The following is a 25,223-nucleotide window of genomic DNA, read 5'->3' as shown; positions in this document are numbered from 1 at the left end:
CCCTGCCCGCCCCTTCTTCTGGTCGAAAATACCTCGGGGAGCGCGAGGGGCAGCGCCCCTCGTCCCCGCCCCCAGCCACGGAGCCCGACATGAAATCTCCTGACTACGACGGCCCCATCCTTGAAATCGACCAGCTGTCGATCTCGTTCTTCACGCGGCTGCGGGAAATTCCCGCGGTCATGGATTTCTCGGTCCGGGTGATGCCCGGTGAGGCCGTGGGCCTTGTCGGCGAATCGGGCTGCGGCAAGTCCACCGTGGCGCTTGGGGTGATGCAGGATCTGGGCGTGAACGGCCGCGTCGTGGGCGGGTCGATCAAGTTCAAGGGCCGTGATCTGGCCCAGATGTCGGCGGAAGAGCTGCGCGACGTGCGCGGCAACGAAATCGCGATGATCTACCAGGAGCCGATGGCCTCGCTCAACCCGGCGATGAAGATCGGCAAGCAGCTGATGGAAGTCCCGATGATCCACGAAGGGATCAGCCGGGACGAGGCCTACCAGCGCGCGCTTCAGGTGGTGACGGACGTCAAGTTGCCCGACCCCAAGCGGATGCTCGACAGCTTTCCCCACCAGCTTTCGGGCGGGCAGCAGCAGCGCATCGTGATCGCCATGGCGTTGATGTCCAAGCCCGCGCTTCTGATCCTGGACGAACCGACCACCGCGCTGGACGTGACGGTCGAAGCGGCCATCGTCGAGCTGGTCCGCGACCTGGGCAAGAAATACGGCACCTCGATGCTGTTCATTTCCCACAACCTCGGGCTGGTGCTGGAAACCTGCGACCGGCTGTGCGTGATGTATTCGGGCGAAGCCGTCGAACGCGGCTCCATCGAGGACGTGTTCGACAAGATGCAGCACCCCTATACGCAGGCGCTTTTCCGGTCGATCCCGCTGCCCGGGGCCGACAAGACCTCGCGCCCGCTGGTGGCGATCCCCGGCAACTTCCCCCTGCCCCATGAACGGCCCAAGGGCTGCAACTTTGGACCGCGTTGCGACTATTTCGTCGCGGGGCGCTGCGACGCCAAGGACATCCCGATGTTCAATATCGCGGGTGACGATCGGCACACCACGCGATGCCTGCGCTTTGACGAAATCGACTGGAACGCCCCGGTGGTCGGCGTCGCGGACAAGGGCCGGACCGAGGTGGGCGATGTCGTGCTCAAGATGGACGAGCTGAAGAAATACTACGAAGTCAGCGCCAACGCGCTTTTCGGCGGCGGTGCGACCAAGGTGGTCAAGGCCAACGAAACGCTCAGCTTCGAGGCGCGCGAAGGCGAAACGCTGGCCATCGTAGGCGAATCGGGCTGCGGGAAGTCGACCTTTGCCAAGGTGCTTATGGGGCTTGAGACTGCGACGGACGGCAAGATCCTGCTGCGGAACAAGGAAATTCAGGACACGCCGATCGAGAAACGCGGCGCGGCGACGATTGCCGACGTGCAGATGGTGTTCCAGAACCCCTTCGATACGCTCAACCCGTCGATGACCGTGGGCCGCCAGATCATCCGCGCGCTCGAGGTCTTCGGCATCGGGGCCAATGACTCTGAACGGCGCGAACGGATGCTGACCTTGCTCGATCTGGTCAAGCTGCCCCGCGCCTTTGCCGACCGGATGCCGCGACAGCTGTCTGGCGGGCAGAAACAGCGGGTCGGCATAGCACGCGCCTTTGCCGGCGGGGCCAAGATCGTGGTGGCGGACGAACCCGTCTCGGCGCTCGACGTCAGCGTGCAGGCGGCGGTGACGGACCTGCTGATGGACATCCAGCGCGAAGAGAAGACGACGCTTCTGTTCATCTCGCACGACCTCAGCATCGTGCGCTACCTCAGCGACCGCGTGATGGTGATGTACCTTGGACACGTGGTCGAGATGGGCACGACCGACCAGGTCTTCGCGCCGCCCTACCATCCCTATACCGAGGCGCTTCTGTCGGCCGTGCCGATCGCCGATACCTCGGTCGAGAAGAAGCATATCGTGCTGGAAGGCGACATCCCCTCGGCTATGAACCCGCCGCCGGGCTGCCCGTTCCAGACGCGCTGCCGCTGGAAATCCGAAGTGCCGGGCAACCTGTGCGAGACGGACATGCCGCCCATGCGGATGCAGAACGGCCACCAGATCAAGTGTCACCTGACCGAAGACCAGCTGGCCACGATGGAGCCGGTCATCAAGGTCGCCGCCGAGTGACGGCATGACAAAACCCCCGCGCGATAAGCACGGGGGCTGTCGGGGTCAGGGAGGGAACCCCGGGGGACTGGCTGACTGTTACTTCTGAACCTGCTCGAGGTCCGGCAGTTCGTCGACGCTGTTCGCGATTTCGACGGCGCGGTCGGCGAAGGCCAGAACCATGGCGTTGTAGAAGTCGCGATTTTCGGGCGACACGCTCAGGTAGGGCACTTCCATTTCCTCGGCGTTCAGCAGGATCGGCTGGCTGATGACAGTCTTGCCGTTGGCGCTGTCTTCGACCGTGACCAGACCTTCCAGCATGTTGAAGGCACCGTCACCGGTCAAAACCGGGTCGTCGTTCAGGCGCATCGACAGGATACGGACCTCAAGGTCGACGGGGCGTTCGCCCATGCCGGGATCGACCTTGGCGCGTTCGGAGATGGCCGCGTTGATGTCGGCCGCGACCTCGGGATAGTAATCCAGCGCGTTCGGGTTCTTCATCGAGTCGAAGTTCGTCTCGGTCGCGATCTCACCCACGGGGAACGGGCCTTCGACGGCCAGAACGGGGGTGGCGGCGATCAGGGCGATGCCGGCGGCGGTCAGTGTTTTCTTGAACATATCATGTCCTTTCGGGCCGACCCCAGTGCTGCGCACCTAGTCGGCCATCGCGTCAGTTGCGTTGTGGAGAGATAACACCAACCGCACAGAAAGGTTCCGCACCGGGGCGGCCTGTCGTCGTGACGCTACGGCACAGCCTTAGCTGCCCCAGATGATCCGGACGTAGTTCTTGGTTTCCGTGTAGGGCGGGATGCCGTCGTACTTTTCGACCGCCTTGGGACCGGCATTATAAGCCGCCAACGCCAGCTTCCACGATTTGAAGGTGCGATACTGCTGCGCCAGATAGCGCGCACCGCCCTCAAGGTTCTGCTGCGGATTATGCGGATCCACGCCAAGCGCGCGCGCCGTGCCCGGCATCAGTTGCGCAAGGCCGATCGCGCCCTTGTGCGACCGGGCCTGATCGTTCCAGCCACTTTCCTGCTGCACCAGCCGCAGGAACAGGTCTTCGGGAATGCCATGCTTGCGCGCCGCAGCCCGGGCCGTCGCAAGATGCGGGCCCTTGTAGCGGCCGCGAAACGCCGGGACTGTTCCATCGCCCCATTTCGAGGGCGTGACCACCCGGGTCGGCTGCAGCCGCACGGAATTGTTGTACTGTTGCGAGGCGCGGCTATCCAGAACCTTGGTCTGGCTGGAAAAAACCCGCGACCGGCTGGAGGAGGAGACGGACTGCGCCGCCACGATTTCCGGCATGGAAAGCGCGACAACCAACGTTGCCGTGACGCATGCGGTTCTGACGAATGCCAAAAGCCCTGTCCCCGTGTCCTGTCCCTTGGCCGGTTTTTTTTCATAAAATTCGATCGAATGCCACCCGAAATGGCCCTACCTCCCCTGTCCTGGGGGGTGTCGGCAAGGCTTCGCGCATGCGCGTCGTGGCGTGTTCGGCTTCAGGTGACAGGGTTTTCGATCCCCTGCACGTGACGCACGGGCATGGGTCGTTCGAATTTTCCACAATCTTTACTCTTTGCCCCCACTCTGATGTAACCGTCGGAACTTGAGGAATCTGCGAAGGGGGCCGTCATGGCAGGATCGGTGAACAAGGTCATTCTCGTCGGAAATCTGGGCCGCGACCCCGAAGTCCGGTCTTTCCAGAACGGGGGCAAGGTCTGCAATCTGCGCATCGCGACCTCGGAGAACTGGAAGGATCGCAACACCGGCGAACGGCGCGAACGCACCGAATGGCATTCGGTTGCGATCTTCTCGGAACCCTTGGCGCGCATCGCGGAACAGTATCTGCGCAAGGGCTCCAAGGTGTATATCGAAGGCCAGCTGGAAACCCGCAAATGGCAGGACCAGTCCGGCCAGGATCGCTATTCGACGGAAATCGTGCTGCGGCCCTACCGTGGCGAACTGACCCTGCTGGACGGTCGCGGTGAAGGCGGCGGCGGTGGCGGCGGCAACTACGGCGGCGGATCGTCGGGTGGCGGCTATGACGATCGCGGCGGCAGCTATGGCGGCGGATACGACAGCGGCCCGTCCGGTGGTGGCGGCGGTGGCGGTGGTGGCCGCAGCGATCTGGACGACGAAATCCCGTTCTGATCTGCGCCGCTGATCTGGAAGATGATGTCTTGGGAAGGTCCGGTTCGTCCGGGCCTTCTGTCTTTTTGGCCCCCTGCGATGGCCCTGGGGCGGCCGACGCGACAGGCTCAGGTCACGGCCAGCATCAGGCGCACCACGACAACCGCAACCGTCCAGATCAGGGCGGCGGTGACAGCGATGGTCATGGCCCCCTGCCAGGTCAGGCGCGGTGCAGGCAGGTCAAGCAAGTGGATGGCGTATCTTGGCTTCATGGGACCAGTGAAGCACAGGAAGTTTAAGCAGATGCTAAGCACCCGGCCGGATTTCCGGGGACGGCGAGCCCCGGCAACCGTCGTCAGGTCGCGCGCCATCGGTTGCCAATTTCAACGCCGCCGGCCCTTTGATCGGCCCACATGTGCCCCTTCCCGATCCTTATTTTTACAGATGCCGACATCGTTTACCCGGCTTTAACATCGCGCTCATGACAGCAAACACCTCTCGCCGGCGCAATGTGGCACCTTCCACGCCCCTCGTGGCACACGAAGTCTTAACCATCGCCGCTGCAAAGTATGCGCAAGATGGACCGGCCTGACTTGATACCCCTGCAGCAATCGGATCGCTACGCCGCCACGCTTCGTCTGCTTGGGCGGCGGGTGACCCGGCACCTCGTAGATGACGGCGCCCCGGTGCAGGCGATCACGCGCCGGTTCGGCCCCGTGTCCGTCAGCTATCTTCCACGTGCCGATCTGTCCGGCGGCCGTGCCCGTGTGCTGTCCGAACTGCCCGCAAGTACGGCCCGGCTGGTGATCCCCGAGGCGCCCGAGGTGTTCGAAGGCGGCTGCTGGCCGATCCTCACGCCGCAGCACATCGCAGAAATCAACGTGCCGCATAGTCCGGTGCACGACACGCTCTGGGCCAACATGCATCAGAAGTGGCGCAACCGCCTGCGCCGTGCCCTCGACGGTCCGCTGACCCTGAGGGAAAGCTATTTCGACCTTGCCCGCCACCGCACACTGCTTGCGCTGGAACAGGCGCAGCGAAAACGGCGGGGGTACCGATCCTACCCGCCGGACTTCCTGGCCGCCTGGAGCCGGGCGAACCCCCACCACGGGCTTGTCCTTGAAGCGATGCACCAGGACGAAACCGTCGCCTTCATGCTGTTCCTGATGCACGGACCCGTGGCCACCTACGTCGTGGGCTGGACCGGCCCCGAGGGGCGCCGCCTCCACGCCCACAACCGCCTCATGTGGGAGGCCATGCGCAGCTTTTTCGCCAAGGGCCTCTGCCGGATCGATCTGGGCACGGTCGACACCGAAGACGGCGCGGCGCTGGCACGGTTCAAGCTGGGGTGTGGCGCGCGGGTTCGCACTTTGGGCCCGACATTGCTTGCGCCGCCGGGTTTCCGCGTTTCCCCCTAGCCTTTTCTGCAGATGCAGTATACGCGGGCGCCAAGCTTGAAAAGGACGCCCCATGGACCTGCGCAACATCGCCATCATCGCCCACGTCGACCACGGCAAGACGACCCTCGTGGACGAGCTGCTGAAGCAATCCGGCGCATTCCGCGAAAACCAGGCGGTGGCCGAACGCGCGATGGACAGCAACGATCTGGAACGCGAACGCGGGATCACCATCTTCGCCAAGCCGACGAGCGTCGAATGGAAGGGCACGCGGATCAACATCGTGGACACCCCCGGCCACGCCGATTTTGGCGGTGAGGTCGAGCGGATCCTGAGCATGGTCGACGGCGTGGTCCTGCTGGTCGATGCTGCCGAAGGCCCGATGCCGCAGACGAAGTTCGTGACCTCCAAGGCGCTGGCGCTTGGACTGCGTCCGATCGTGGTGCTGAACAAGGTCGACAAGCCCGACGCCGAACCCGACCGCGCGCTGGACGAATGCTTTGACCTGTTTGCCAACCTCGGCGCCGATGACGACCAGCTGGACTTCCCGCACATGTATGCCTCGGGCCGGAATGGCTGGGCGGATGCGGAACTGGACGGGCCGCGCAAGGATCTGTCCGCGCTCTTCAACCTGGTCGTCAACCACGTCCCCGCGCCCAAGCAGATCAAGCGTCAGGACGATGATTTCCGGATGCTGGCCACGACGCTTGGATCGGATCCCTTCATGGGCCGCCTGCTGACCGGCCGGGTTGAAACTGGCAGGGTCAAGGTCGGCCAGACGGTGCAGGCGATTTCCCGCATCGGCCAGAAGATCGAACAGTTTCGCGTCACCCGCGTTCAGGCCTTCCGCGGCCTGGCCCAGGCCGACATCGAAGAAGGCCTGGCCGGTGACATCGTCACCCTGGCCGGCATGACCAAGGCGACCGTGGCCGACACGATCTGTGCGCTGGCCGTCGAAGACGCGCTTGAGGCGCAGCCGATCGACCCGCCGACCATCACCGTGACCTTCGGCATCAACGACAGCCCGCTGGCCGGTCGCGACGGCAAGAAGGTGCAGTCGCGCGTGATCCGCGAACGCCTGATGAAGGAAGCCGAAGGCAACGTCGCGATCAAGATCAAGGACACCCCCGGCGGCGAGGCCTTCGAGGTCTCGGGTCGTGGCGAACTTCAGATGGGCGTGCTGATCGAGAACATGCGCCGCGAAGGGTTCGAACTGTCGATCTCGCGCCCGCAGGTGATCATGCGTGACGGTGAATCGGGTCGTGAAGAGCCGGTCGAGGAAGTCACGATCGACGTGGATGACGAATACACCGGCGCCGTGATCGAAAAGATCACCGGCCCCCGCAAGGGCGAGCTGGTTGAAATGAAACCCGCAGGCGCCGGCAAGACCCGCATCGTGGCCCACGTGCCGTCGCGCGGTCTGATCGGCTATCACGGCGAATTCCTGACCGACACGCGTGGCACCGGGGTTCTGAACCGCGTGTTCCACGGCTGGACCGCCTACAAGGGCACTATCGAAGGCCGCCGCGCGGGCGTCCTGATCTCGATGGAGAACGGCGAGGCCGTGGCCTATGCGCTGTGGAACCTGGAAGATCGCGGCAAGATGTTCCTGGGCGCGCAGGCCCCCGTCTATACCGGCATGATCATCGGCGAACACTCGCGCGAGAACGATCTCGAGGTGAACCCGCTCAAGGGCAAGAAGCTGACCAACGTGCGGGCCTCGGGCACCGACGAAGCGGTCCGCCTGACCACCCCGGTCACGCTGTCGCTGGAAGAGGCGATCGCCTATATCAACGACGACGAACTGGTCGAAGTGACGCCGAACGCGATCCGGCTGCGCAAGCGCTACCTTGACCCTCACGAACGCAAGCGGATGTCGAAATCGGCGTAAGGATCAAAGGGCGGGGCATCACCCCGCCCTTTTCATTTGCCGGGTTCGATCCGGCCCTGGTGCTGCAATCGCCGGGCCAGCAACCAGACGCACAGCGCCCAGAAGGCGCCAAGCGACCAGCCCGCCAGAACATCTGACGGCCAGTGCACCCCAAGATACACGCGGCTGGTTCCGACCAGCAATGACAGCACAACGGCGACACCAAGGTAGAAAGCCTTGAGAGGGTTCGATTTCTCGGCCCGAGTCAGGATCACGGCAAGCGTCAGGTAGGCCACGGTCGCCATCATCGAATGCCCCGATGGGAAGGACGCCGTCGACACCTCGACACCGTGCGGCACCAGATCCGGGCGCGGCCGCGAAAAGCCCAGCTTGGTCACGTTCGAGATGATCTGCCCGCCGACCATGGCCGCCACGAGGAACCCGGCCGTCGCACGCTGGCGCTTGAGGATCAGCCAGACCAGAACCGCCACCGTGATCAGTGTCAGAATGGTCACCCCGCCCAGGGCGGTCAGGTCGCGCATGGCGATTTCGACCTGATGCGGGCCGATCGGATCGGACGGGTCGCCGGGTGTCCGCAGGGCCAGCAGGACGGCCTCGTCAAAGGCGTGCAGGTCCCCTTCCAGCATCTCGGCCGCCAGGGCAACGAACGCCCAAAGCGCCCCGGCGCCAAGGACGATCACCATCAGCGTCGCAATTTCGAACCGCTGCAGCAAAGCAGTCAGCCGTGCCAGGTGTCGGGAAGGATCGGTGGTCAACATGCCAAGGAGTATGGGGCTGCGACGGCTTCGGGCAAGGCACGCTTATGTGCGTCTGCGTTGCAAACATCCCGGATACCGGCCCTCAGTTCACAGACGCACAAACCCCGTGCGCGCCACGACGATAGCCTTTTTCGCCCCACAGGCTAACTTGGACCCAAGCGAAGGAGGATCCCATGCGCAAGCTTCAGACCCAAGGCGTTCACCACATCACCCTGACCGGCGCCGATCGGCAGACCAGCATCGATTTCTGGGAAGGGGTGCTGGGGATGCCCTTCATCTTCGACCAGCCCAACCTCGACAACCCGGACGAAGGGCATCTCTATTTCGATCCGGGCGACGGACGGCTGATCACGATCTTCACAAACGAAACCCGCAAGCCTGACCCGCGCCGCACCCCGACCGACCCCGGCTGCGTGCATCACCTGGCGTTCAACGTGTCAAAGGCGACCTGGGACCAGGCGGTCAAGCGGCTGGACGAACGCGGGATCACCCATTCCGGCCCCAAGGACCGGGGCTTCATGGATTCGATCTACTTCAAGGATCCCATGGGCCTGCTGATCGAACTGGCCAGCTATCGGTTCGAACCGCCCGTGGGCTGCACCCATGCTGACGTGATGATCGAAGCACACCGCATCCGCGTCGACCGGGGTGATTACAACATCGCCGAAGAACACCTGGCGGATGCGATCGAACTGCTGGTGACGCGCCGCCAGCAGACCCTGTCGTCAGATCGGGGCCCGAAGAACCCCTACTGACTTCATCTTGCCGAAAGTACTCCGGGGTGAGGCGGCAGCGCCGCCGAGGGGCAGCGCCCCTCCCCCGGATCATGCCTCATTCCGAGGTTTCGACCACCATCAATTCCCGCTCGCTCGCGCCGCGCGCGTGATCGAGCGCTTCCTGGTATTCGGGCGAATTGTAGCAGTCCACCGCCGCCTCGACACTCGGGAACCTGGCCACGACATTGCGCGGGCGCTCCTTGCCTTCCAGCTGCACGAACTTGCCGCCGCGCGCGACAAAGGTGCCGCCGTGCTTGGCGATGGCCGGTCCGGCCAGTTCGGCGTATTTCCCATAGGCCTCGGCGTCGGTCACCGTGACATGTGCGATCCAGAGTGCAGGCATCTTATCCTCCCAATACGGCTTCTGCGGCCTTGATGGCGGCCTCGGCGTTGGACGCATCTGCGCCGCCGCCCTGGGCCATGTCCGGACGGCCACCGCCGCCCTTGCCGCCCAGTTCCGGCACCGCTGCACGCACCAGATCGACCGCCGAAAGCTTGTCGGTCAGGTCGTCCGTCACGCCCGCGGCCACGGCAGCCTTGCCGCCGGTATCGGCGATCAGCAGGACAGCGCCCGATCCGATCTGCGCCTTGAACTGGTCGATCAGCGCGGGCAGGTCCTTGCCGGACACGCCGGTCATCGCCTGGGCCAGGAACTTGACCCCGTTGATCTCCTTGGCTTCCGCGCCACCGCCCGAGGATCCGCCGGACATCGCCAGATCACGTCGCAGCTGCGCCACCTCGTTCTGCAGCGCGCGGCGTTCGTCCATCAGGGCTTTCACGCGGGTCACGGCCTCGTCGCCCGTGGCTTTCAGCATGCCTTCGATCTGGCTCAGCGCCTTGTCGCGGCCGCGCAGTTCCTGCAGGGCCGCCTGGCCGGTCAGGGCCTCGATCCGGCGGACACCGGCCGAAGACGCGGTTTCCGAGGTCAGGGCAAAGGCCCCGATGTCGCCCGTGCGGGTGACATGGGTACCGCCGCAGAGTTCCAGCGAATAGGTCTGGCCGTCCGCGCCCTTGCCGGTGTTCTTGCGCCCCATGGACACGACACGCACCTCGTCACCGTATTTCTCGCCAAAGAGCGCCTGCGCGCCCAGACCCCGGGCGTCGTCCGGCGTCATGATCCGCGTTTCGACGGTCGTGTTCTGACGAATGAAGGCGTTCACCTCGGCCTCGACCGAGGCGATCTGTTCGGGCGTCAGCGCCTGCGTGTGGCTGAAGTCGAACCGCAGCCGGTCCGGCGCGTTGAGCGAGCCACGCTGCGCGACGTGATCTCCAAGCGCCTCGCGCAGGGCCTCGTGCAGCAGGTGCGTGGCCGAATGGTTGGCTCGGATCGTGCTGCGTCGGGCGTGATCGACCTCGAGCGCGATGGCATCGCCGACCTTGAAGGCGCCCTGCCCGGTCTTGACCATGTGGGCGGAAATCTTGCCCCCGCCCATCTTCTGGGTGTCGGTGACGGTCGCGATCTCGTCCTCGTTGTCCAAACGACGCAGCAGGCCGGTGTCGCCGACCTGACCGCCCGACTCGCCGTAGAACGGCGTCTGGTTGGTGATGATCCAGCCCTCTTCGCCCGGGGCCAGCGCGTCGACCGCCGCGCTATCCTTGACGATGGCGATGATCTGCCCTTCGGAGATCTCGGTGTCGTAGCCCAGGAAATCCGTCGCACCATGTTCGTCCGCGATGTCGAACCAGATGGCAAGGTCGGCGGATTCGCCCGTCCCGGCCCAGGCGGCGCGGGCCTTGGCCTTCTGTTCGGCCATCGCGCTGTCGAAACCGTCGGTGTCGACCGTGCGGCCCTTTTCGCGCAGCGCATCCTGCGTCAGGTCCAGCGGGAAACCGTAGGTGTCATAGAGCTTGAACGCCGCCTCGCCGGGCAACGCGGCGCCGTCGTCCAGCCCGGACAATTCGTCGTCCAGCAGCTTCAGACCGCGGTCAAGCGTCTGACGGAACCGGGTTTCTTCCAGCTTCAGCGTTTCCTCGATCAGCGCCTTGGCCTGACGCAGTTCGGGATAGGCCTCACCCATCTGGCGGACAAGTTCCGGCACCAGCTGGTGCATCAGCGGATCCTTGGCGCCCAGCAGGTGCGCGTGGCGCATGGCGCGGCGCATGATCCGGCGCAGCACATAGCCGCGCCCGTCGTTCGAGGGCATCACCCCATCCGCGATCAGGAAGGAGGTCGAGCGCAGGTGGTCGGCGATCACGCGGTGATGCGTCTTGCCCGGCCCGTCGGGATCGGTCGAGGTCTTGTGCGCGCTGTCCTCGATCAGGGCGCGCATCAGGTCGGTGGCATAGTTGTCGTTGGTCCCCTGCAGCAGCGCGGCGACCCGTTCGATGCCCATGCCGGTGTCAATCGACTGCGCAGCAAGGTCACGGCGCGAGCCGTCCTCGAACTGTTCGAACTGCATGAAGACGAGGTTCCAGATCTCGATGAACCGGTCGCCGTCTTCCTCGGGTGATCCCGGAGGGCCACCCCAGAACTTTTCGCCGTGATCAAAGAAGATCTCGGTGCAGGGGCCGCAGGGACCAGTCGGCCCCATCTGCCAGAAGTTGTCGGACCCGCCGTCAGGCTTGTCGCCGATGCGGATGATACGGTCGTCGGACAGGCCCGCGACCTTTTTCCAGATCTCGGCAGCCTCGTCATCGGATTTGTAGACCGTGACCAGCAGCTTGTCCTTGGGGATGCCCAATTCTTTGGTCACCAACTCCCACGCAAAGGGGATCGCGTCGGTTTTGAAATAGTCGCCGAAGCTGAAATTCCCCAGCATTTCAAAGAACGTGTGGTGCCGCGCCGTGTAGCCGACGTTGTCGAGGTCATTGTGCTTGCCCCCGGCGCGCACGCATTTCTGCGCGGTGGTGGCGCGGGTGTAATCGCGGGTTTCGACGCCCGTGAACAGGTTCTTGAACTGCACCATGCCCGAGTTGGCGAACATCAGCGTCGCGTCATTGCGCGGCACCAGCGGGCTTGAGGACACGACCTCGTGCCCCTGCTTGGCGAAGTAGTTGAGGAAGGTCGAGCGGATATCGGCGAGGCCAGTCATGATCTCTGCGGTCTTTCGGTCAGAATTCCGGTTAGAGCGGGGATAAACCCTGTGCGTCAGGGGGTAAAGGCAAATGACGCGCAGAAAGCGACGCCCGCGGGGCTCTGCCCCGCACCCCGAGGTATTTTGGACCAGAAGAAGGGGCTCAGGTCGCGGGTCTTGACGGGGGCATGGCCTCTGACAGCCAAGGAACCTCGGCCAGTGCGGCGGCGCGGGCGGCGGCTTCGGTCGGGAAGCTTCGGTCGCCGTGATAGCCGATGGAATACCAGCCGCGCCCGTCCTCGGGGTCACGGCGGAATTCGTCAAAGCCGAAACTGCCGTCGGGGCGGCGGAAGATGTCGACGCAGATCGCCTCGCCGCTCAGGTTGATCGACTGGATGACGTGGTTTTGGTGTGCCATGCCCTGCCCCGAATGAAGATCGCCCGCCGGGACGCGGCGGGCGATGGTCAGTCAGTCTGATCGGGGATCACGCGTCAAGCACGTCGTCGTCTTCGACCTTGTCGATATCCGCCATGTCGAATTCCAGGCCATGGGCGGCGCGGATCTTGTCTTCGATCGCGAGGGCGATTTCGCTGTTGTCCTTCAGGAACTGCTTGGCGTTTTCACGACCTTGACCGATGCGTTCGTCGCCGTAGGAATACCAGGAGCCCGATTTCTCGACCACGCCGGCCTTGACGCCGAGGTCCAGCAGTTCGCCGGTCTTGGAAATGCCCTCGCCATACATGATGTCGAACTCGACCTGCTTGAACGGCGGCGCGACCTTGTTCTTCACGACCTTCACGCGGGTCTGGTTGCCCACGACCTCGTCACGTTCCTTGATCGCGCCAATGCGGCGGATGTCGAGGCGGACGGAGGAGTAGAATTTCAGCGCGTTGCCGCCGGTGGTCGTTTCGGGCGAGCCGAACATGACGCCGATCTTCATCCGGATCTGGTTGATGAAGATGACCATGCAGTTCGACCGCGCGATCGACCCGGTCAGCTTGCGCATGGCCTGGGACATCAGGCGGGCGTGTACGCCGACGCTGGAATCGCCCATGTCGCCTTCAAGTTCGGATTTCGGCGTCAGGGCCGCGACCGAGTCGACGATGACCATCGACACCGCGCCCGAGCGGACCAGCGTATCGGTGATCTCAAGCGCCTGTTCGCCGGTGTCGGGCTGCGAGATCAGCAGTTCGTCGAGGTCGACGCCCAGCTTTTTCGCATACCCGGGATCAAGCGCATGTTCGGCGTCGACGAAGGCGCAGACGCCGCCCTTTTTCTGTTCCTCGGCCACGCAGTGCAGGGTCAGCGTGGTTTTGCCCGAAGATTCGGGCCCGTAGATTTCGATGATGCGGCCCTTGGGCAGGCCGCCGATCCCGAGCGCGATGTCGAGCCCGAGAGAGCCGGTGGAGGTCGCCTCGATCTGCTGGATGGCGTCCTTGCCGCCCAGTTTCATGATTGATCCCTTGCCGAACTGCCGTTCGATCTGGGCCAGGGCACTGTCCAGCGCCTTTTGTTTGTTCGCGTCGCGCTTGCTATCCATGGAGAGAAGATCTGCCGTTGCCATCTGGTTCAGCCCCTTATTTCATACCCGATAAATGGCGGCAATGACCGCCTTTGTTCGCCTCTTGTTCCATATGAGACCAAAAAGAGAACATTTCAACAAAAATCTTTACTGCTCGCCAGTGAACGTGAGTCTGGTTAAGGAAGTATTGACGCGGGCGACGGCAAGGAATTTGGGACAATGATGGTCTTCGGCAAGGCGAAACTGGTGTTCCTGTCGGTGCCGAAAACCGGGACGACCGCCTGGGAAAAGGCGCTTGGACCCTCGGCCGATATCCTGGTGAACGACCCGCCGGATCTGAAGCATGCCCCGGTCTTCCGTTACAACCGTTTCTTCCGGCCGATGCTTGAGAAATTCGTGGGCGAAGACCTTGAAATCATTGCCGTCATCCGTGAACCGGTGTCCTGGCTGGGCAGCTGGTATCGATACCGCCGCAGGCCATTCATGGAGGGGCGGCCGAACAATACATACGATGTAAGCTTCGACGACTTCGTCGAGGGCTATTGCCGGGGCGAACAGCCTGGTTATGCCAACGTCGGCAGCCAGGCGAAGTTCGTCGAACCGGCGGGCAATGGCACTGCGGTCACGCGCCTGTTCCGGTACGAGGACCAGGCCTCCCTGCACATGTTCCTGGAAGACCGCCTGAACCGCGAGATCACGCTGACGCGCGAAAACGTGTCCCCCGAGATGACGCTGAGCCTGTCACCCGAGATGGAGGCGAAGCTGCGGCGCAAATGCGCGGCTGAGTTCGCGCTGTACAACAGCCTTCAGCCGACGTCGACGCCCTGAACCGTCTGCGTCAGCTCGCTGAGCGAGAAGGGCTTGGGCAGGAAGACCGAATTCGGGATGCGTGACTGTTCGTCGCCGAAGTTTTCCTCGGCATAGCCCGACACGAAGATCACGCGGACATCCTTTCGTGTTTCCAAGGCCTTGCGCACCCAGGTGGGGCCATCCATGCCCGGCATGACCACATCCGACACGAAGATGTCGACCTTCACCGCCGGGTCCGACAGGATCTCAAGCGCCTCTTCGCCGCTTTCCGCCTCGAGCACCTTGTAGCCCCGCAACCGCAGCGCCCGGGATGCAAAGGCCCGCACCGGTGCCTCGTCCTCGACCAGAAGCACCACACCATCGCCGTGGCGGACCGACGCCTTGCTGCTTTCCTTCACCTCTTTCTTCACCTTCTGATCGTCCTTGTAGGCCCGGAACAGCAGCGTGAAACAGGTGCCCTGCCCCAGGGTGCTGTCCACGAAGATGTAGCCGCCGGATTGCTTGATAATGCCATAGGCCGTCGACAAGCCAAGCCCCGTGCCCTCGCCTATACGTTTGGTCGTATAGAAGGGTTCGAAGACCTTGTTCAGCCGTTCGGGCGGGATGCCGCAGCCGGTGTCGATGACCTTGACGCTGACATAATCGCCCGGCGGTACGGTCGCGCGGTCGCGCGTCACCGGGGTGTCGTGGGTGACGCTTTCGGTGACGATCCTGATTTCTCCGTTGCCGGGGATCGCGTCGCGGGCATTGACCACGAGGTTCATAAGCACCTGTTCCAATTGCCGTTTGTCCGCCCGGATCGATTGCAGCACCGGGTCGTGGCTGAACGAGAGCGTGATCTTTTCGCCCACCAGGCGGTTCAGCAGATGGGTCAGGTCCGACACGGTTTCGCGCAGGTCGACCTCCTCGGGGCGGAGGGTCTGCTTGCGGGAATAGGCCAGCAGCTGATTGACAAGAGACGCGGCGCGGTTGGCATTCTGGTTGATCTGCATGAGATCGGCGTAGTCGGGATCCCCCTGGTCATGGCGCAGCAGCAACAGGTCGCAATGGCCCGAGATCGCGGTCAGCAGGTTGTTGAAGTCATGCGCCACGCCCCCCGCCAACTGCCCGATGGCCTGCATCTTCTGGCTTTGCACGAACTGCGCCTCGAGCGTCTTGAGCTCGGTCGCGTCCGACAGAACCGCAAGCAACGATATCTCATCGCCGTCCTGCACGGGTTTCAGCGACATCTGCACGAAAACTTCGGTATCGCTGCTGGTCACCCGCAGGAATTCCGGGCTTTGCATCCGTTGACCCTGCAGGGATTCGTCCAGCCAGTCGGCGATCGGACGCCCCAGACCTTCGGTCAGATCCCCCAGATAGGTGCCGGGCGTGCACTGCGGGCCAATCAGGGACAAGGCGCTGCGGTTGGCCCGTTGGACGTGGCCTTCGGGGCTGAGCCAGAGCAGCGGCACGGGAAGATTTTCGAAACGGTCCCAATCGCGGACCGGCGCCTCGACCACATCGGCCAGAGGTGCGGCACCGGTCGTGACCGGGACAAGGGCCACCCGGCGCTGATCCAGCGGCGCGGGCAGGTCGGTGACCAGAACGGTCCGCTTGCCCTTGACCGTGGTCAGCGTGACCACATGGCCCGAGGCAGGAAGCGGAGCATCGGTCACATCAGAGGCCCGCGCAGGCACCCCGCCGAGGAACCCGCGGGCGCAGTCGTTCAGCTGCGAAATGGTGCCGTCCCGATCAAGGGTCAGGATCGGCACCATGTTCAACGCCTGATCGGCCTGGTCCGCCTGGGACACCGACCACAGGATGCGGTCGCCGGGTACGTGCCGACTGGTCAGGGTCCAATGTCGGCCATCGGCGAAGGTCACCGCGCCGTCCGGATCCGGCCCCTCTTCGATCTGGCGCAGGGCGGTCGTCAGAAATTCCGGCAGCCGGGGGGCATCGGGCCCGTGGCGCGCCAGGGGCAGTCGCAGCAGGTCGCGCGCTGCGGCATTGATGGCCAGCGCGGAACAGTGCTTGTCGGTCAGGATGGCGGCAGATGGCATCTGGTCAAGCAGCGCGGTCATCGCTGCCGCTTCGTCCCTGCCGTATCGCCGCATCACCGTGCGCAGGCTGAGGCCGCCCGCGATGATCGACAGCGTCACTGCAACGGAAAGAAGCACGAGGCCCGTGGTGGTGAAGCGCCCCATCTCGGCCACGACCAGCGCCAGCACGAAAAGGGCGATCGACAATAGCAGAAGGCCCGCGGACACGCGCAGGCTTGATTGACCGGGGCCCAGGACGGACTGGGCACCGGAGATCGGCGACGAGGCGGAGGTGAGCGGGCGCGGCATCACGGATGGCCCCTCAATACGTTGCGACTGGTACACTCGTGGCGTCCTTCTGCAGCCTGGCCGGTCCCCGCCGACATTACCGCAGAAGGTCGTTAATCAATGGTTAACACGGATCCAGGATCAGGTCAGTCTCGTCATTTTTTCGCAAATCGCGCCAGAAAGAACCCGTCTCCGTCCGGTCCCGGATGCCAGCGGCGCTGATCCAGCAATGTCCATTCCGGGTGGCGGTCGATGAAAGACTGCGCCCGGTCTTCGTTTTCCGAGCGTAGCAGCGAACAGGTCGCATAGGCCAGCGTCCCGCCCTCGGCGACAAGCGGCGCGGTTTGGTCAAGGATGTCGTCCTGCGTCGTGTTCAACCGCTCAAGCGCCTCGGGCGTCAGGATCCACTTGCCCTCGGGCGCGCGACGCCAGGACCCACTGCCGGAACAGGGCACATCGCACAGAACGAGGTCGAAGGGGCCCTTCGGCGCCGAGGTCAGCTGGACCCGCACCCCGGCCCGCGCGGCACGATCCGTCAGATCGCGCAGCCGTGCCGGATTGGCATCATGGGCCACGAAGGTCGCCTTCGCCCGCCCGGCCATCGCCAGCGTCTTGCCGCCGCCCCCGGCACAATAATCCAGAACCCTCATTCCGTCGCGCAGATCAAGGGCATCGGTCACCGCTTGGGAGGCCGCGTCCTGAAGTTCGACCAGCCCGTCGATATAGGCGTCGCTGCGGGCAATCTGCCGGGCGCCGTCGGTCACCTCAAGGGCTGTATCGACGCATGCATGGGGGCGGGTCGCGATCCCCTGCGCCGCCAGCAGCGCACTCGCATCATCGCGAGAGATCTTGCGCAGGTTCACGCGCAGGAAGACCGGCGCGCGGTGGCGCAGCTGGGCGCAGACTGATGCCACCTGATCCCCGAGCGCGTCTTCAAGCTGCGGCCAGATCCAATCGGGCATGTCGCCGGCGATCGGGCCGGGCAAGTCATTGAGGTCGATCGGCTTTTCAACCCGCGACCGCTCTGCCTCCGACAGGCTGGCCGGGCCGTGGCCTTCGCCGGTAAAGACCTCCGAAGGCGGAACGTCATTCGCCAGGCACCAGCCCAGCATCAATCCGCGCCCGGTTTCGGACCCGCCGAGGGCAGCGTAGCTGCGACGGCACCGCAGAGCGTCGAAAACGTGATCGCGAATGGCCGCCCTGTCCTTCGATCCGGCGAACCGCGACCGCCGCGCCCAGGTCGTCAGCGCCTTTTCCGCCGGTTCCCCGGCAAGGATCAGGTCGGTCAGTTCAGCGGCTGTGGCGATGCGGGCGGCGGGTGTCATGGCGGGCTCCTTCCGGGACCGGATAGCGGCAGGACCCGGCGGGGGAAAGCCGTTTTGTCGCGCGACCTAGGCCGAGCGGATGCCAGCAAGCACCGGCCGCAGGTATTCCAGGAACATCTTAGGGTTCTCGGACATCGGGAAATGCCCCATTTCGGGCATGACGGTCAGGTCGACGCCAAGGGTGCGCGCCAGAACGGCGCTGTCGGCCGGGGTGCAGGAATAGTCATATTCGCCGGTCAACAGATGGATCGGCACACGACCCGGATCGATCTGCGCCACCTTGTCGGTCATGTCGCCATCGACCTTGTAGAACCACATGTCGCCTTTGAAGACCCCGGGACCACCCTGCATGTAGTGCCAGCGCGTCTCGTCGCGGTCGGCCTCGGGGCTTTGCGGCGCCATCAGGCCATAGGCGATCGCACCACAGATCCGTCCGCCGTGGACATCGGCCCGGTCCAGCCAGGACGTGTCGTAATAGGGCGCCACACGGGCCGAGCTTTGCAATCCGATCAGGGCCCGGAACCGGTCAGGATGGCGCAGCGCCAGATGCAGAACGATCCGTCCGCCGATCGAACAACCCATGACGACCGGGGCCGCGAGCTCCATCGCGTCGCAAAACGCGAGGATCTGCGCGACATAGGCATCCGAGGTCAGCGCATAGTCCTCATCCACCGTACCGGCAGGCGGCGAGGATTTCCCGTGGCGGGGCATGTCGAAGACCATCACGCGGAAATGTCTCGTGATTTCAGCATCATTCAGGACAGCACGGTATTGTCGGCCGTCGCTGCCGGCGGTGTGCAGACAGATCAGCGGGATGCCTGCCCCGGCCTCTTCCCAGTAGATGCGATGCGGCGTGCCGTCGATCTCGATATGGGCATAGCGGCCCGTGATGGGCTCGATGAAAACAGTCATTCTGCCACCCTCAGGGTCTCGAACATCCGTTTGACATACATCAGGTGCGCCATGAGCGGATGAAGATCGCCGTCGAACTGCACCGCCCCGCGTCGCAGCAGCGCGATGATGTCATGATGGCCGGGCTTGGGCACCGGCACCAGGAAGGCCCGCCATTCCTCGACCGAGGCGCTGATGCGGGTGTGCCACGAAGGCATCACGAACGGTCCTTGGGTGACCTGCATCACGGCACCGTCCCGGATGGTGACGGCGTGGTCCTCGGGCCCGGTGCGCAAGACAAGCTGCCAGTCGAGCCCGGGCGCCATGGCGGCCACGGGACTGCCGGGCGCGACGGTGTGCGTCAGCGTTTGGAACATTGGTGATCCTCCCCCGGATGATCGTAGGCGACAGCCCGGGTGACGCAAGCCCCATTATGGTATACCGTTTGGAAATTGGTCGGGGTAAACGCATACGTACAGGGGCGTATGCGCCCCAATACGGTATGACATTCATCACGGAGTCCGCAGTGACATCGCATCTACAGGCATTGATCGCCCCGAAACGCGTCGCGCTGATCGGGGCGTCCGACACGGTGACACGGCTGACGGCGCGGCCTCAGCGGTTCATGATGGCACAGGGTTTCGCCGGAGAGATCCTGCCGATCAACCCGTCGCGCGATACGGTTCTGGGCCTGCCCGCCCTGCCCTCCATCGACAAGGCCGGTCCGGTCGATCACGCCTACATCCTGCTGAACGCGGATCCGGCGATCACCGCGTTCGAGGGGTGCGCGGCCGCAGGGGTGAAGGTGGTGTCGATGCTGGCAGACGGCTTTGCCGAGGCAGGGGCAGAAGGCGTCGCGCGTCAGGACCGGATCGCGGCCATCGCGCGCGAAGCCGGGATCACGTTGATCGGCCCCAATTCGACCGGCGTCGTGCATGTGCCAGGCGGGTTCTACTGCACCGCCAACGCGGCCTTCGCGGCCACGGACATCCCCTCAGGCGGATTGAGCGTTCTGTCACAGTCCGGATCGATGATTGGCACGCTGGCGTCGCGTGGGGCAGCACGGGGCGCGGGGTTCTCCACGCTGGTTTCGGTCGGGAACGAGGCGGTCACGGACGTTGGGACACTTGGGTCTGTGCTTCTGGACGACCCGGCCACGGAGTGCTTTGCGCTGTTCCTGGAAACCCTGCGAAACCCGTCCGCGCTGGAAACCTTCGCGAGGGCCGCGCAGGCACGCGGAAAGCCCGTGGTCGCCTATGTCGTCGGACAGTCCGATGACGGGCAGCACCTTGCCGTGTCGCACACCGGGGCACTGTCCGGGGCGCGCGGGGCAATATCCTGCTTCCTCAGGGATATTGGCATAGCCGAGGTGACGGTTCTTGACGCGCTTCTGGATACGCCCCGCACCCTGGCGCAGGCCCGACCCTCGTCGGCGCGGCCCCGAAGCGTCACCGTACTGACGACCACAGGGGGCGGCGGCGGCATGGTTCTGGACCAGATCAGCGCCCGAGGTGTCCCCGTGACGGGCTGCGGCGCCGCGACCCGGGCCGAGCTGGAGCCAGAGGGCATCAAGCTGGGGACCGGCAAGCTGGTCGACGTGACACTGGCAGGGGCGCGGGCGGACGTGATGAGCCGCGTGATCCGCGCGTTGCGGTCCGATCCCGAAACGGGCGTTCTGGTGATCGCGCCCGGGTCGTCGGCGCAGTTCAACCCCGATCTTGCCGTGGATCCGATCCTGTCAGCCATCGGATCGGGGCGGGAGGGCGACGCGCCGATTGTCGTCATGCCCTTGCCCCACGCGCCGGACGTGTTGAAACGGTTGGCCGACGCGCGCGTCCCGGCCCTCGTGACACCGGAAAGCTGCGCGGAAAGCCTTGCCGCGCTGTTCACGCCGCCCGCGAGGATGGATCGCCCTCTGCCCGACCTGCCTCAGGCCGCATTGACCTTGCTGGACGCCGCACCCGAGGGGATCCTGGACGAGGTCACATCAGGCGCAGTGTTCGACGCCCTGACCATTCCCGCACCCCGCCAGGTGGTGTTGATCCCGGATGGATCGGGGGAGGTCAACCTGCGCTATCCCGTTGTCGCCAAACTGGTATCCCCGGATCTGCCGCACAAGACCGACGCCGGGGCGATCCGGTTGAACATTGCAGGCAGGCCCGCGCTTGCCGATGCGATCCGGGACATGTGCGAAACCGTTTCCGCGCCGGTCACCGGAATCCTCGTGCAGGAGATGGCATCGGGCCTTGGCGAGGCGTTGATCGGAGTGACCCGTGATCCGTTGGTCGGGCCACTGGTCACGCTGGCTGCGGGCGGCGTCCTGGCCGAAGTGCTGGGCGATGCGACGATGCGGCCCGCCCCGGTATCAATGGAAACTGCGCGTGACATGATCCGCGACATCCGCACGTTCGCGCCCCTGCGGGGGTATCGCGGCCATCCGACCGGCGATCTTGAGGCGCTGGCCCAGGTGATCGTCGCCGTCAGCCAGATCTGCACCCATCCCCGCGTCGAGGAGGCCGAGATCAACCCGATCCTCATCGGCGGAACGGGCGTGATGCGGCTGGATGCGCTGATCCGTATGGGGCCACGGACAACGTAGCGGAACGAACAGTTTGCAACTCCGTCACCGCATCCCCTGCGGCACGGCTGCCACCGCGCATGTCCTGCGACAATTTCGATGCACACTGACTGGATCAGAACGCTTGACCTTCCGGCAAAAATGTCAATCGTTTGGCTAAATTACGTCAATTCCCAGGATCATTTGCATGACCAAGACCCCGCTTCTTCTGTCGACCGCGCTGGTGATCGCCGCCCCCATGATGGGCCATGCGGCAAGCTATTTCGAAGGCTACGAAGGCACCGCGTCGATCTTCGAATTCACGCAAGGCGGATTTTCTGACGGCGGCACGTTCTCGGGCGCTTTCCTGGCGGAAGATCTGAATGGCAACGGCCAGATTTCGTCGTTCGAAGGCGAGGTTCTGGATCTGACCGCGACGTACCAAAGCGACTCGGTGACGACGTCGTTCGACATCTTCTCTCTGAACTTCCCCGTCGTGGCCATGGCGACAACCGTGGTCACCCCGAGCGACGAGACGCCGATTGCCGCGCCGATCCTGGGCGGGGCGCGCGGGCTGGTCTTCACGCTGGATGGCAAAGGCACGATCGGCGACGACGGCAGCCGCGACATCGAAGGGTTCGGTCTGGACAACGGGAGCTATTATTATGCCGCGGGCCCCGGCCCCTTCCAGTTCTGCGACGGGGTGAATGACTGCGGATACCTGGCGACCTTCGAACCCGGCGGCACGCAGATCGTCTATATCGACGACGTCCAGATGGAAGTCGAAGCCCCCGGCGGCCCGGTGATCCATTCGGACACGGCCGAGCTTGTCATGGTCACCACCGGGCCGATCGGCCATGCGGGCGGAACCGACGAAAGCGATCCCTTCCTGCCCGACACCGACGGCACGTCCGAGCCCGGCGATCCCTTCGTCTTCACCATCCCGGTCGATGTCGTGCCCGGTCAGCTGATCTTCATCGACCCGGTCATTTCGGTCGGCTACACCTACGAGGTCGAGGGATCGACTTTCGCCTCGGTCAAGGCGCCGACCTTCGACGCGGTGGCCGATCCGGACGGCTACATCCTGACCATCGATGGACTGGAGCAGTCGATCGCCAGCGGTCAGGAGATCTTTTTCGGCCCCGGCGTGACCTCGTTCACGCTGACCGGGATCGATCCGACCCTCGGGCTGGATCCGGACGACATCATGGCTTTCGTCACCGGCATCTCGCTTGGTCAGAACGCGGGCGGTGCGACCGTGACCCAGACACCGATCACGATCGACACCGACACGCCCGCCGTGCCGCTGCCCGCGTCGCTGGTCTTTGTGCTGTCCGGTCTGGGCGGCCTGGGCCTGATGCGTCGCCGCAAGGCGGCGTGCTGAGATGGCCGTGATCCGAAACATTGCATCGCTCCTCCTGATCGGGGGGGCGATGTCGCTGTCGGCCCCGGCCATGGCGCAAACCGCAGCGGTGGAAGGGGCCGGTGCGATGATGTGCGCCGACCTGATCAAGGCGCGCGATACGCAGGACCAGGACCGTTACAGCGCCGCCGCGCATTGGGTGCTGGGCTATCTGACCGCCGCGTCGGGCTATTCCGAAGACACCTTCGACCTGACGCCCTGGCAGACACCCGACATCATCATGGCGCAGATTTCGCAGTTCTGCGGCCAGAACCCCGACAAGCCGCTGGTGCAGGCGACGGTCACCTACGTGAACTACCTCAAGCCGCAGCGCCTGACCGAACCAGAGCAGCTGGTCGAACTGCGTCAGGGCACGGCGGCGCTGACCGTCTATGCCTCGGTTCTGACGCAGGTGCAGGAAAAGCTTGTGGCGCTTGGCCGGTTGGAGGCCGTCCCCGAGGGCTTCGACCAGCCGACAGCCGAGGCGATCCGGACCTTGCAGGGCGAGGCCAAGCTGCCCGAAACCGGGCTGCCCGACGGGCGCACCATCCTTCATCTGTTCAACATGTGATCCGGGCCGGGGCGTCGCACAGGCGCCCTGCCCGCGCTATACCGGATAGCCGCGATCCTTGATCAGCGCCCAGAAGCGCGCGTTCAGGTCCGCGATATGGGTGATGTTGTCCTCGATCTCGGCAATCGCCTCGGAATCGATGGATCGCGTCTTGCCGATGCGGATGTCCTGCTTGCGATCGGCGATGCGCATCATGATGGTCCGGACCTCTCCCTTCTCTTCGTCGAAGGAATAGATCGAGTGGGCATAATGGTTGCGCACCGCCGACAGGCGCGTGACATCATGGGTCAGGGCCAGCACCCGCTTGCGATCCGACGCAGGCGTCCGGTCGAGCTTGGCCAGCCGTTCGACCAGATCGACCCGCGCCCGGGTGGTGTTGAGCGTCAGGAAGATCACGGTCGCGGTTTCCTTGTCGGTGCCCGACAGACCGGCGATGAGGTGGATGAGGAGGCTTTCGGTGTTCGTCCAGACATATGTCAGCCGACCGATAAGCTGCAGCAGCGTATCGAAAGATCCCGATGTCGCCCCCCCGGCCGTCACCCCTCGGCCGCCCAGCCGGGCGCGGGATCGCCGCCCCGGTTCTGCAGGTACCAATGCGTCGCGCCGGTACGGTTGCGCACGTTGAGCTTGGACAGCACGTGATGGATGTGCAGTTTCACCGTGTGTTCCGACAGGCCCAGTTCATCCGCGATGGACTTGTTCTGCTTGCCCGAGGACACGAGCTCCAGCACCTGCATTTCCCGATCGGTCAGGTTTGCCGCAACCCCGGGCCGCGGCTGGGTTGTCCCGGGTTTGGCATTGCGCGGTTCGGTCGGGCGCTGATGTCCGGGATCGAGCGCATCCAGCAGCTCTCCGGGAACATAGCGTTCGCCACATAGCTGCAGGCGCAGGGCCGACAGCCAGACATCCATCTGCCCGCCAAGCGGCACGAAGCCAAAGCCCTGCCCCGCCGAATTGACCCGCCCCATAAGGGCCAGGGCCAGGTCGGGCTTGTAGTAGGCGACCGAGATCAGCGCATCACCCGCCGCCGCGACAACGCGGTCCAGGTCGTCTTCCGGCGCTTCAGCGAAGGATTCCTCAAGCACGCAGACCTGCGGTGACTTGTCGACGGTGGTCAGTTCTTTCAGGGCACGGGCGTCAGGGACCCGGATGATGTCCACCGAACCCAGTTCGGACCGGACGAAACGCAACAAACTGTCGGCGAAGAACATCGGGGTTCCGACGAAAACAACCACCCCTCCACTCTCACCCACACCGACGTCCGATCGCATCGAACCCCGCGAAATAAAATGAGTCATGCCATAACCCCCGGCTAACACATTGGTAACAATAACAGAACCGACAACATGCCGGTTTCTCATACTTCAATACGCCTAACGTTAACCCAATCGATCTAACCGATCCACAAGAATATTAAAAAAGGTATAAATCATTCTATTTTTTCATTATGAATCAATGTCTTAAAGAGTCAATGCGCCGCATCTGCCACCTTGCCCCCCGGCGGATCCCTGCCCGAAAGGTGTAGGTAAATCTGCCCCTGTACATCTCTCGATCCTGCCGCCGCCCCTGAAATGCCGTAATTTTATTGCGTTTGTGCAGGGTCTTAGCGAAATGCGCCACATTTTAGCCGAATTGGCAGGATGCTCCGGATGGACGTTACGGCAAGTATGAAGCTGCAGATACGGCTGCCCGTGTCTGTTTTGTGAAACTGCCGAC

The 25,223-nt window shown here is 64.1% G+C and carries 22 protein-coding genes; 9 read left to right on the top strand and 13 right to left on the bottom strand.

Features of this window, described 5'->3' with window-relative positions; genetic code table 11:
* Window positions 1-89 precede the first annotated feature (89 nt).
* Entirely contained in the window at window positions 90-2,171 is a 2,082-nt protein-coding gene (locus E4S58_RS05590) for a dipeptide ABC transporter ATP-binding protein (RefSeq protein WP_136635346.1), read from the top strand.
* A gap of 78 nt (window positions 2,172-2,249) precedes the next feature.
* On the opposite strand, the gene E4S58_RS05585 is transcribed toward E4S58_RS05590, so the two are convergent.
* Together E4S58_RS05585 and E4S58_RS05580 are read right to left on the bottom strand one after the other, a co-directional pair.
* Window positions 2,250-2,768, bottom strand: a complete 519-nt coding sequence (locus E4S58_RS05585; protein WP_136635345.1) for a hypothetical protein — start codon at window positions 2,766-2,768, stop codon at window positions 2,250-2,252.
* Window positions 2,769-2,906: 138 nt separating this feature from the next.
* On the bottom strand, window positions 2,907-3,458 hold the full coding sequence (locus E4S58_RS05580; RefSeq protein WP_136635848.1) for a lytic transglycosylase domain-containing protein: 552 nt from the start codon (window positions 3,456-3,458) through the stop codon (window positions 2,907-2,909).
* A 327-nt stretch (window positions 3,459-3,785) separates the two neighbouring features.
* On the opposite strand from E4S58_RS05580, the gene ssb reads away from it, so the two are divergent.
* From ssb to typA, 3 genes are all read left to right on the top strand, one after another.
* A complete protein-coding gene (ssb, locus tag E4S58_RS05575; protein ID WP_136635344.1) occupies window positions 3,786-4,304 on the top strand; it encodes a single-stranded DNA-binding protein in 519 nt (172 codons plus the stop codon).
* Window positions 4,305-4,861: 557 nt separating this feature from the next.
* Window positions 4,862-5,701 carry a GNAT family N-acetyltransferase gene (locus E4S58_RS05570; protein WP_169052605.1) on the top strand — a complete coding sequence of 280 codons (840 nt, stop codon included), beginning with the start codon at window positions 4,862-4,864 and terminating at the stop codon, window positions 5,699-5,701.
* A gap of 52 nt (window positions 5,702-5,753) precedes the next feature.
* A complete protein-coding gene (typA, locus tag E4S58_RS05565) occupies window positions 5,754-7,571 on the top strand; it encodes a translational GTPase TypA (RefSeq protein ID WP_136635342.1) in 1,818 nt (605 codons plus the stop codon).
* Between the two features lie 32 nt (window positions 7,572-7,603).
* Here typA and E4S58_RS05560 read toward each other — a convergent pair whose 3' ends face one another.
* Window positions 7,604-8,329, bottom strand: coding sequence for a phosphatase PAP2 family protein (locus E4S58_RS05560; RefSeq protein ID WP_136635341.1), 726 nt, complete (start codon window positions 8,327-8,329; stop codon window positions 7,604-7,606).
* A 173-nt stretch (window positions 8,330-8,502) separates the two neighbouring features.
* On the opposite strand from E4S58_RS05560, the gene E4S58_RS05555 reads away from it, so the two are divergent.
* On the top strand, window positions 8,503-9,084 hold the full coding sequence (locus E4S58_RS05555) for a VOC family protein (protein ID WP_136635340.1): 582 nt from the start codon (window positions 8,503-8,505) through the stop codon (window positions 9,082-9,084).
* Between the two features lie 76 nt (window positions 9,085-9,160).
* Here E4S58_RS05555 and E4S58_RS05550 read toward each other — a convergent pair whose 3' ends face one another.
* From E4S58_RS05550 to recA, 4 genes are all read right to left on the bottom strand, one after another.
* The gene (locus E4S58_RS05550) at window positions 9,161-9,448 is read right to left on the bottom strand and encodes a DUF1330 domain-containing protein (protein WP_136635339.1); all 288 of its coding nucleotides are present in this window, start codon (window positions 9,446-9,448) and stop codon (window positions 9,161-9,163) included.
* A 1-nt stretch (window position 9,449) separates the two neighbouring features.
* Window positions 9,450-12,137 (bottom strand): alanine--tRNA ligase, encoded by a 2,688-nt coding sequence (gene alaS, locus E4S58_RS05545; protein ID WP_136635338.1) that lies wholly within the window; start codon window positions 12,135-12,137, stop codon window positions 9,450-9,452.
* A gap of 145 nt (window positions 12,138-12,282) precedes the next feature.
* Entirely contained in the window at window positions 12,283-12,537 is a 255-nt protein-coding gene (locus E4S58_RS05540; RefSeq protein ID WP_136635337.1) for a hypothetical protein, read from the bottom strand.
* A gap of 67 nt (window positions 12,538-12,604) precedes the next feature.
* Window positions 12,605-13,684, bottom strand: coding sequence for a recombinase RecA (gene recA, locus E4S58_RS05535; RefSeq protein ID WP_136635336.1), 1,080 nt, complete (start codon window positions 13,682-13,684; stop codon window positions 12,605-12,607).
* 177 nt (window positions 13,685-13,861) lie between these two features.
* Here recA and E4S58_RS05530 point away from each other — a divergent pair, with 177 nt between their 5' ends.
* On the top strand, window positions 13,862-14,470 hold the full coding sequence (locus E4S58_RS05530; protein ID WP_136635335.1) for a sulfotransferase family protein: 609 nt from the start codon (window positions 13,862-13,864) through the stop codon (window positions 14,468-14,470).
* Here E4S58_RS05530 and E4S58_RS05525 read toward each other — a convergent pair.
* The 4 genes from E4S58_RS05525 to E4S58_RS05510 form a co-directional block, all read right to left on the bottom strand.
* Window positions 14,449-16,782, bottom strand: coding sequence for an ATP-binding protein (locus E4S58_RS05525; protein WP_240789467.1), 2,334 nt, complete (start codon window positions 16,780-16,782; stop codon window positions 14,449-14,451). The two genes, E4S58_RS05530 and E4S58_RS05525, sit on opposite strands and share 22 nt — an antisense overlap.
* Before the next feature lie 134 nt (window positions 16,783-16,916).
* Window positions 16,917-18,086, bottom strand: a complete 1,170-nt coding sequence (locus E4S58_RS05520; protein WP_136635334.1) for an RsmB/NOP family class I SAM-dependent RNA methyltransferase — start codon at window positions 18,084-18,086, stop codon at window positions 16,917-16,919.
* A 66-nt stretch (window positions 18,087-18,152) separates the two neighbouring features.
* Window positions 18,153-18,998: an alpha/beta fold hydrolase gene (locus E4S58_RS05515; RefSeq protein ID WP_136635333.1), complete on the bottom strand. Its 846-nt coding sequence runs from the start codon at window positions 18,996-18,998 to the stop codon at window positions 18,153-18,155.
* Window positions 18,995-19,354, bottom strand: a complete 360-nt coding sequence (locus E4S58_RS05510) for a hypothetical protein (RefSeq protein ID WP_136635332.1) — start codon at window positions 19,352-19,354, stop codon at window positions 18,995-18,997. The genes E4S58_RS05515 and E4S58_RS05510 overlap by 4 nt, the downstream gene beginning before the upstream one ends.
* Window positions 19,355-19,503: 149 nt before the next feature.
* Here E4S58_RS05510 and E4S58_RS05505 point away from each other — a divergent pair, with 149 nt between their 5' ends.
* The 3 genes from E4S58_RS05505 (at window position 19,504) to E4S58_RS05495 (ending at window position 23,507) form a co-directional block, all read left to right on the top strand.
* Window positions 19,504-21,576: an acetate--CoA ligase family protein gene (locus E4S58_RS05505; RefSeq protein WP_169052604.1), complete on the top strand. Its 2,073-nt coding sequence runs from the start codon at window positions 19,504-19,506 to the stop codon at window positions 21,574-21,576.
* A 166-nt stretch (window positions 21,577-21,742) separates the two neighbouring features.
* The gene (locus E4S58_RS05500; protein WP_136635330.1) at window positions 21,743-22,918 is read left to right on the top strand and encodes a VPLPA-CTERM sorting domain-containing protein; all 1,176 of its coding nucleotides are present in this window, start codon (window positions 21,743-21,745) and stop codon (window positions 22,916-22,918) included.
* A gap of 7 nt (window positions 22,919-22,925) precedes the next feature.
* Window positions 22,926-23,507, top strand: a complete 582-nt coding sequence (locus tag E4S58_RS05495; RefSeq protein WP_169052603.1) for an HdeA/HdeB family chaperone — start codon at window positions 22,926-22,928, stop codon at window positions 23,505-23,507.
* Window positions 23,508-23,543: 36 nt separating this feature from the next.
* Here the strand turns inward: E4S58_RS05495 and E4S58_RS05490 are convergent, their stop codons facing one another.
* A complete protein-coding gene (locus E4S58_RS05490; RefSeq protein WP_136635328.1) occupies window positions 23,544-24,047 on the bottom strand; it encodes a hypothetical protein in 504 nt (167 codons plus the stop codon).
* On the bottom strand, window positions 24,044-24,718 hold the full coding sequence (locus tag E4S58_RS18015) for a helix-turn-helix transcriptional regulator (RefSeq protein WP_240789466.1): 675 nt from the start codon (window positions 24,716-24,718) through the stop codon (window positions 24,044-24,046). Before E4S58_RS18015 ends, E4S58_RS05490 begins: the two co-directional genes overlap by 4 nt.
* Window positions 24,719-25,223: the final 505 nt, after the last annotated feature.

The sequence above is a fragment of the Pseudooceanicola onchidii genome, from assembly GCF_004959925.1.
Lineage (GTDB): Bacteria > Pseudomonadota > Alphaproteobacteria > Rhodobacterales > Rhodobacteraceae > Pseudooceanicola > Pseudooceanicola onchidii.
Note: the sequence above shows the minus strand (reverse complement) of the source record. Positions and strands in the feature narration are given on the sequence as shown.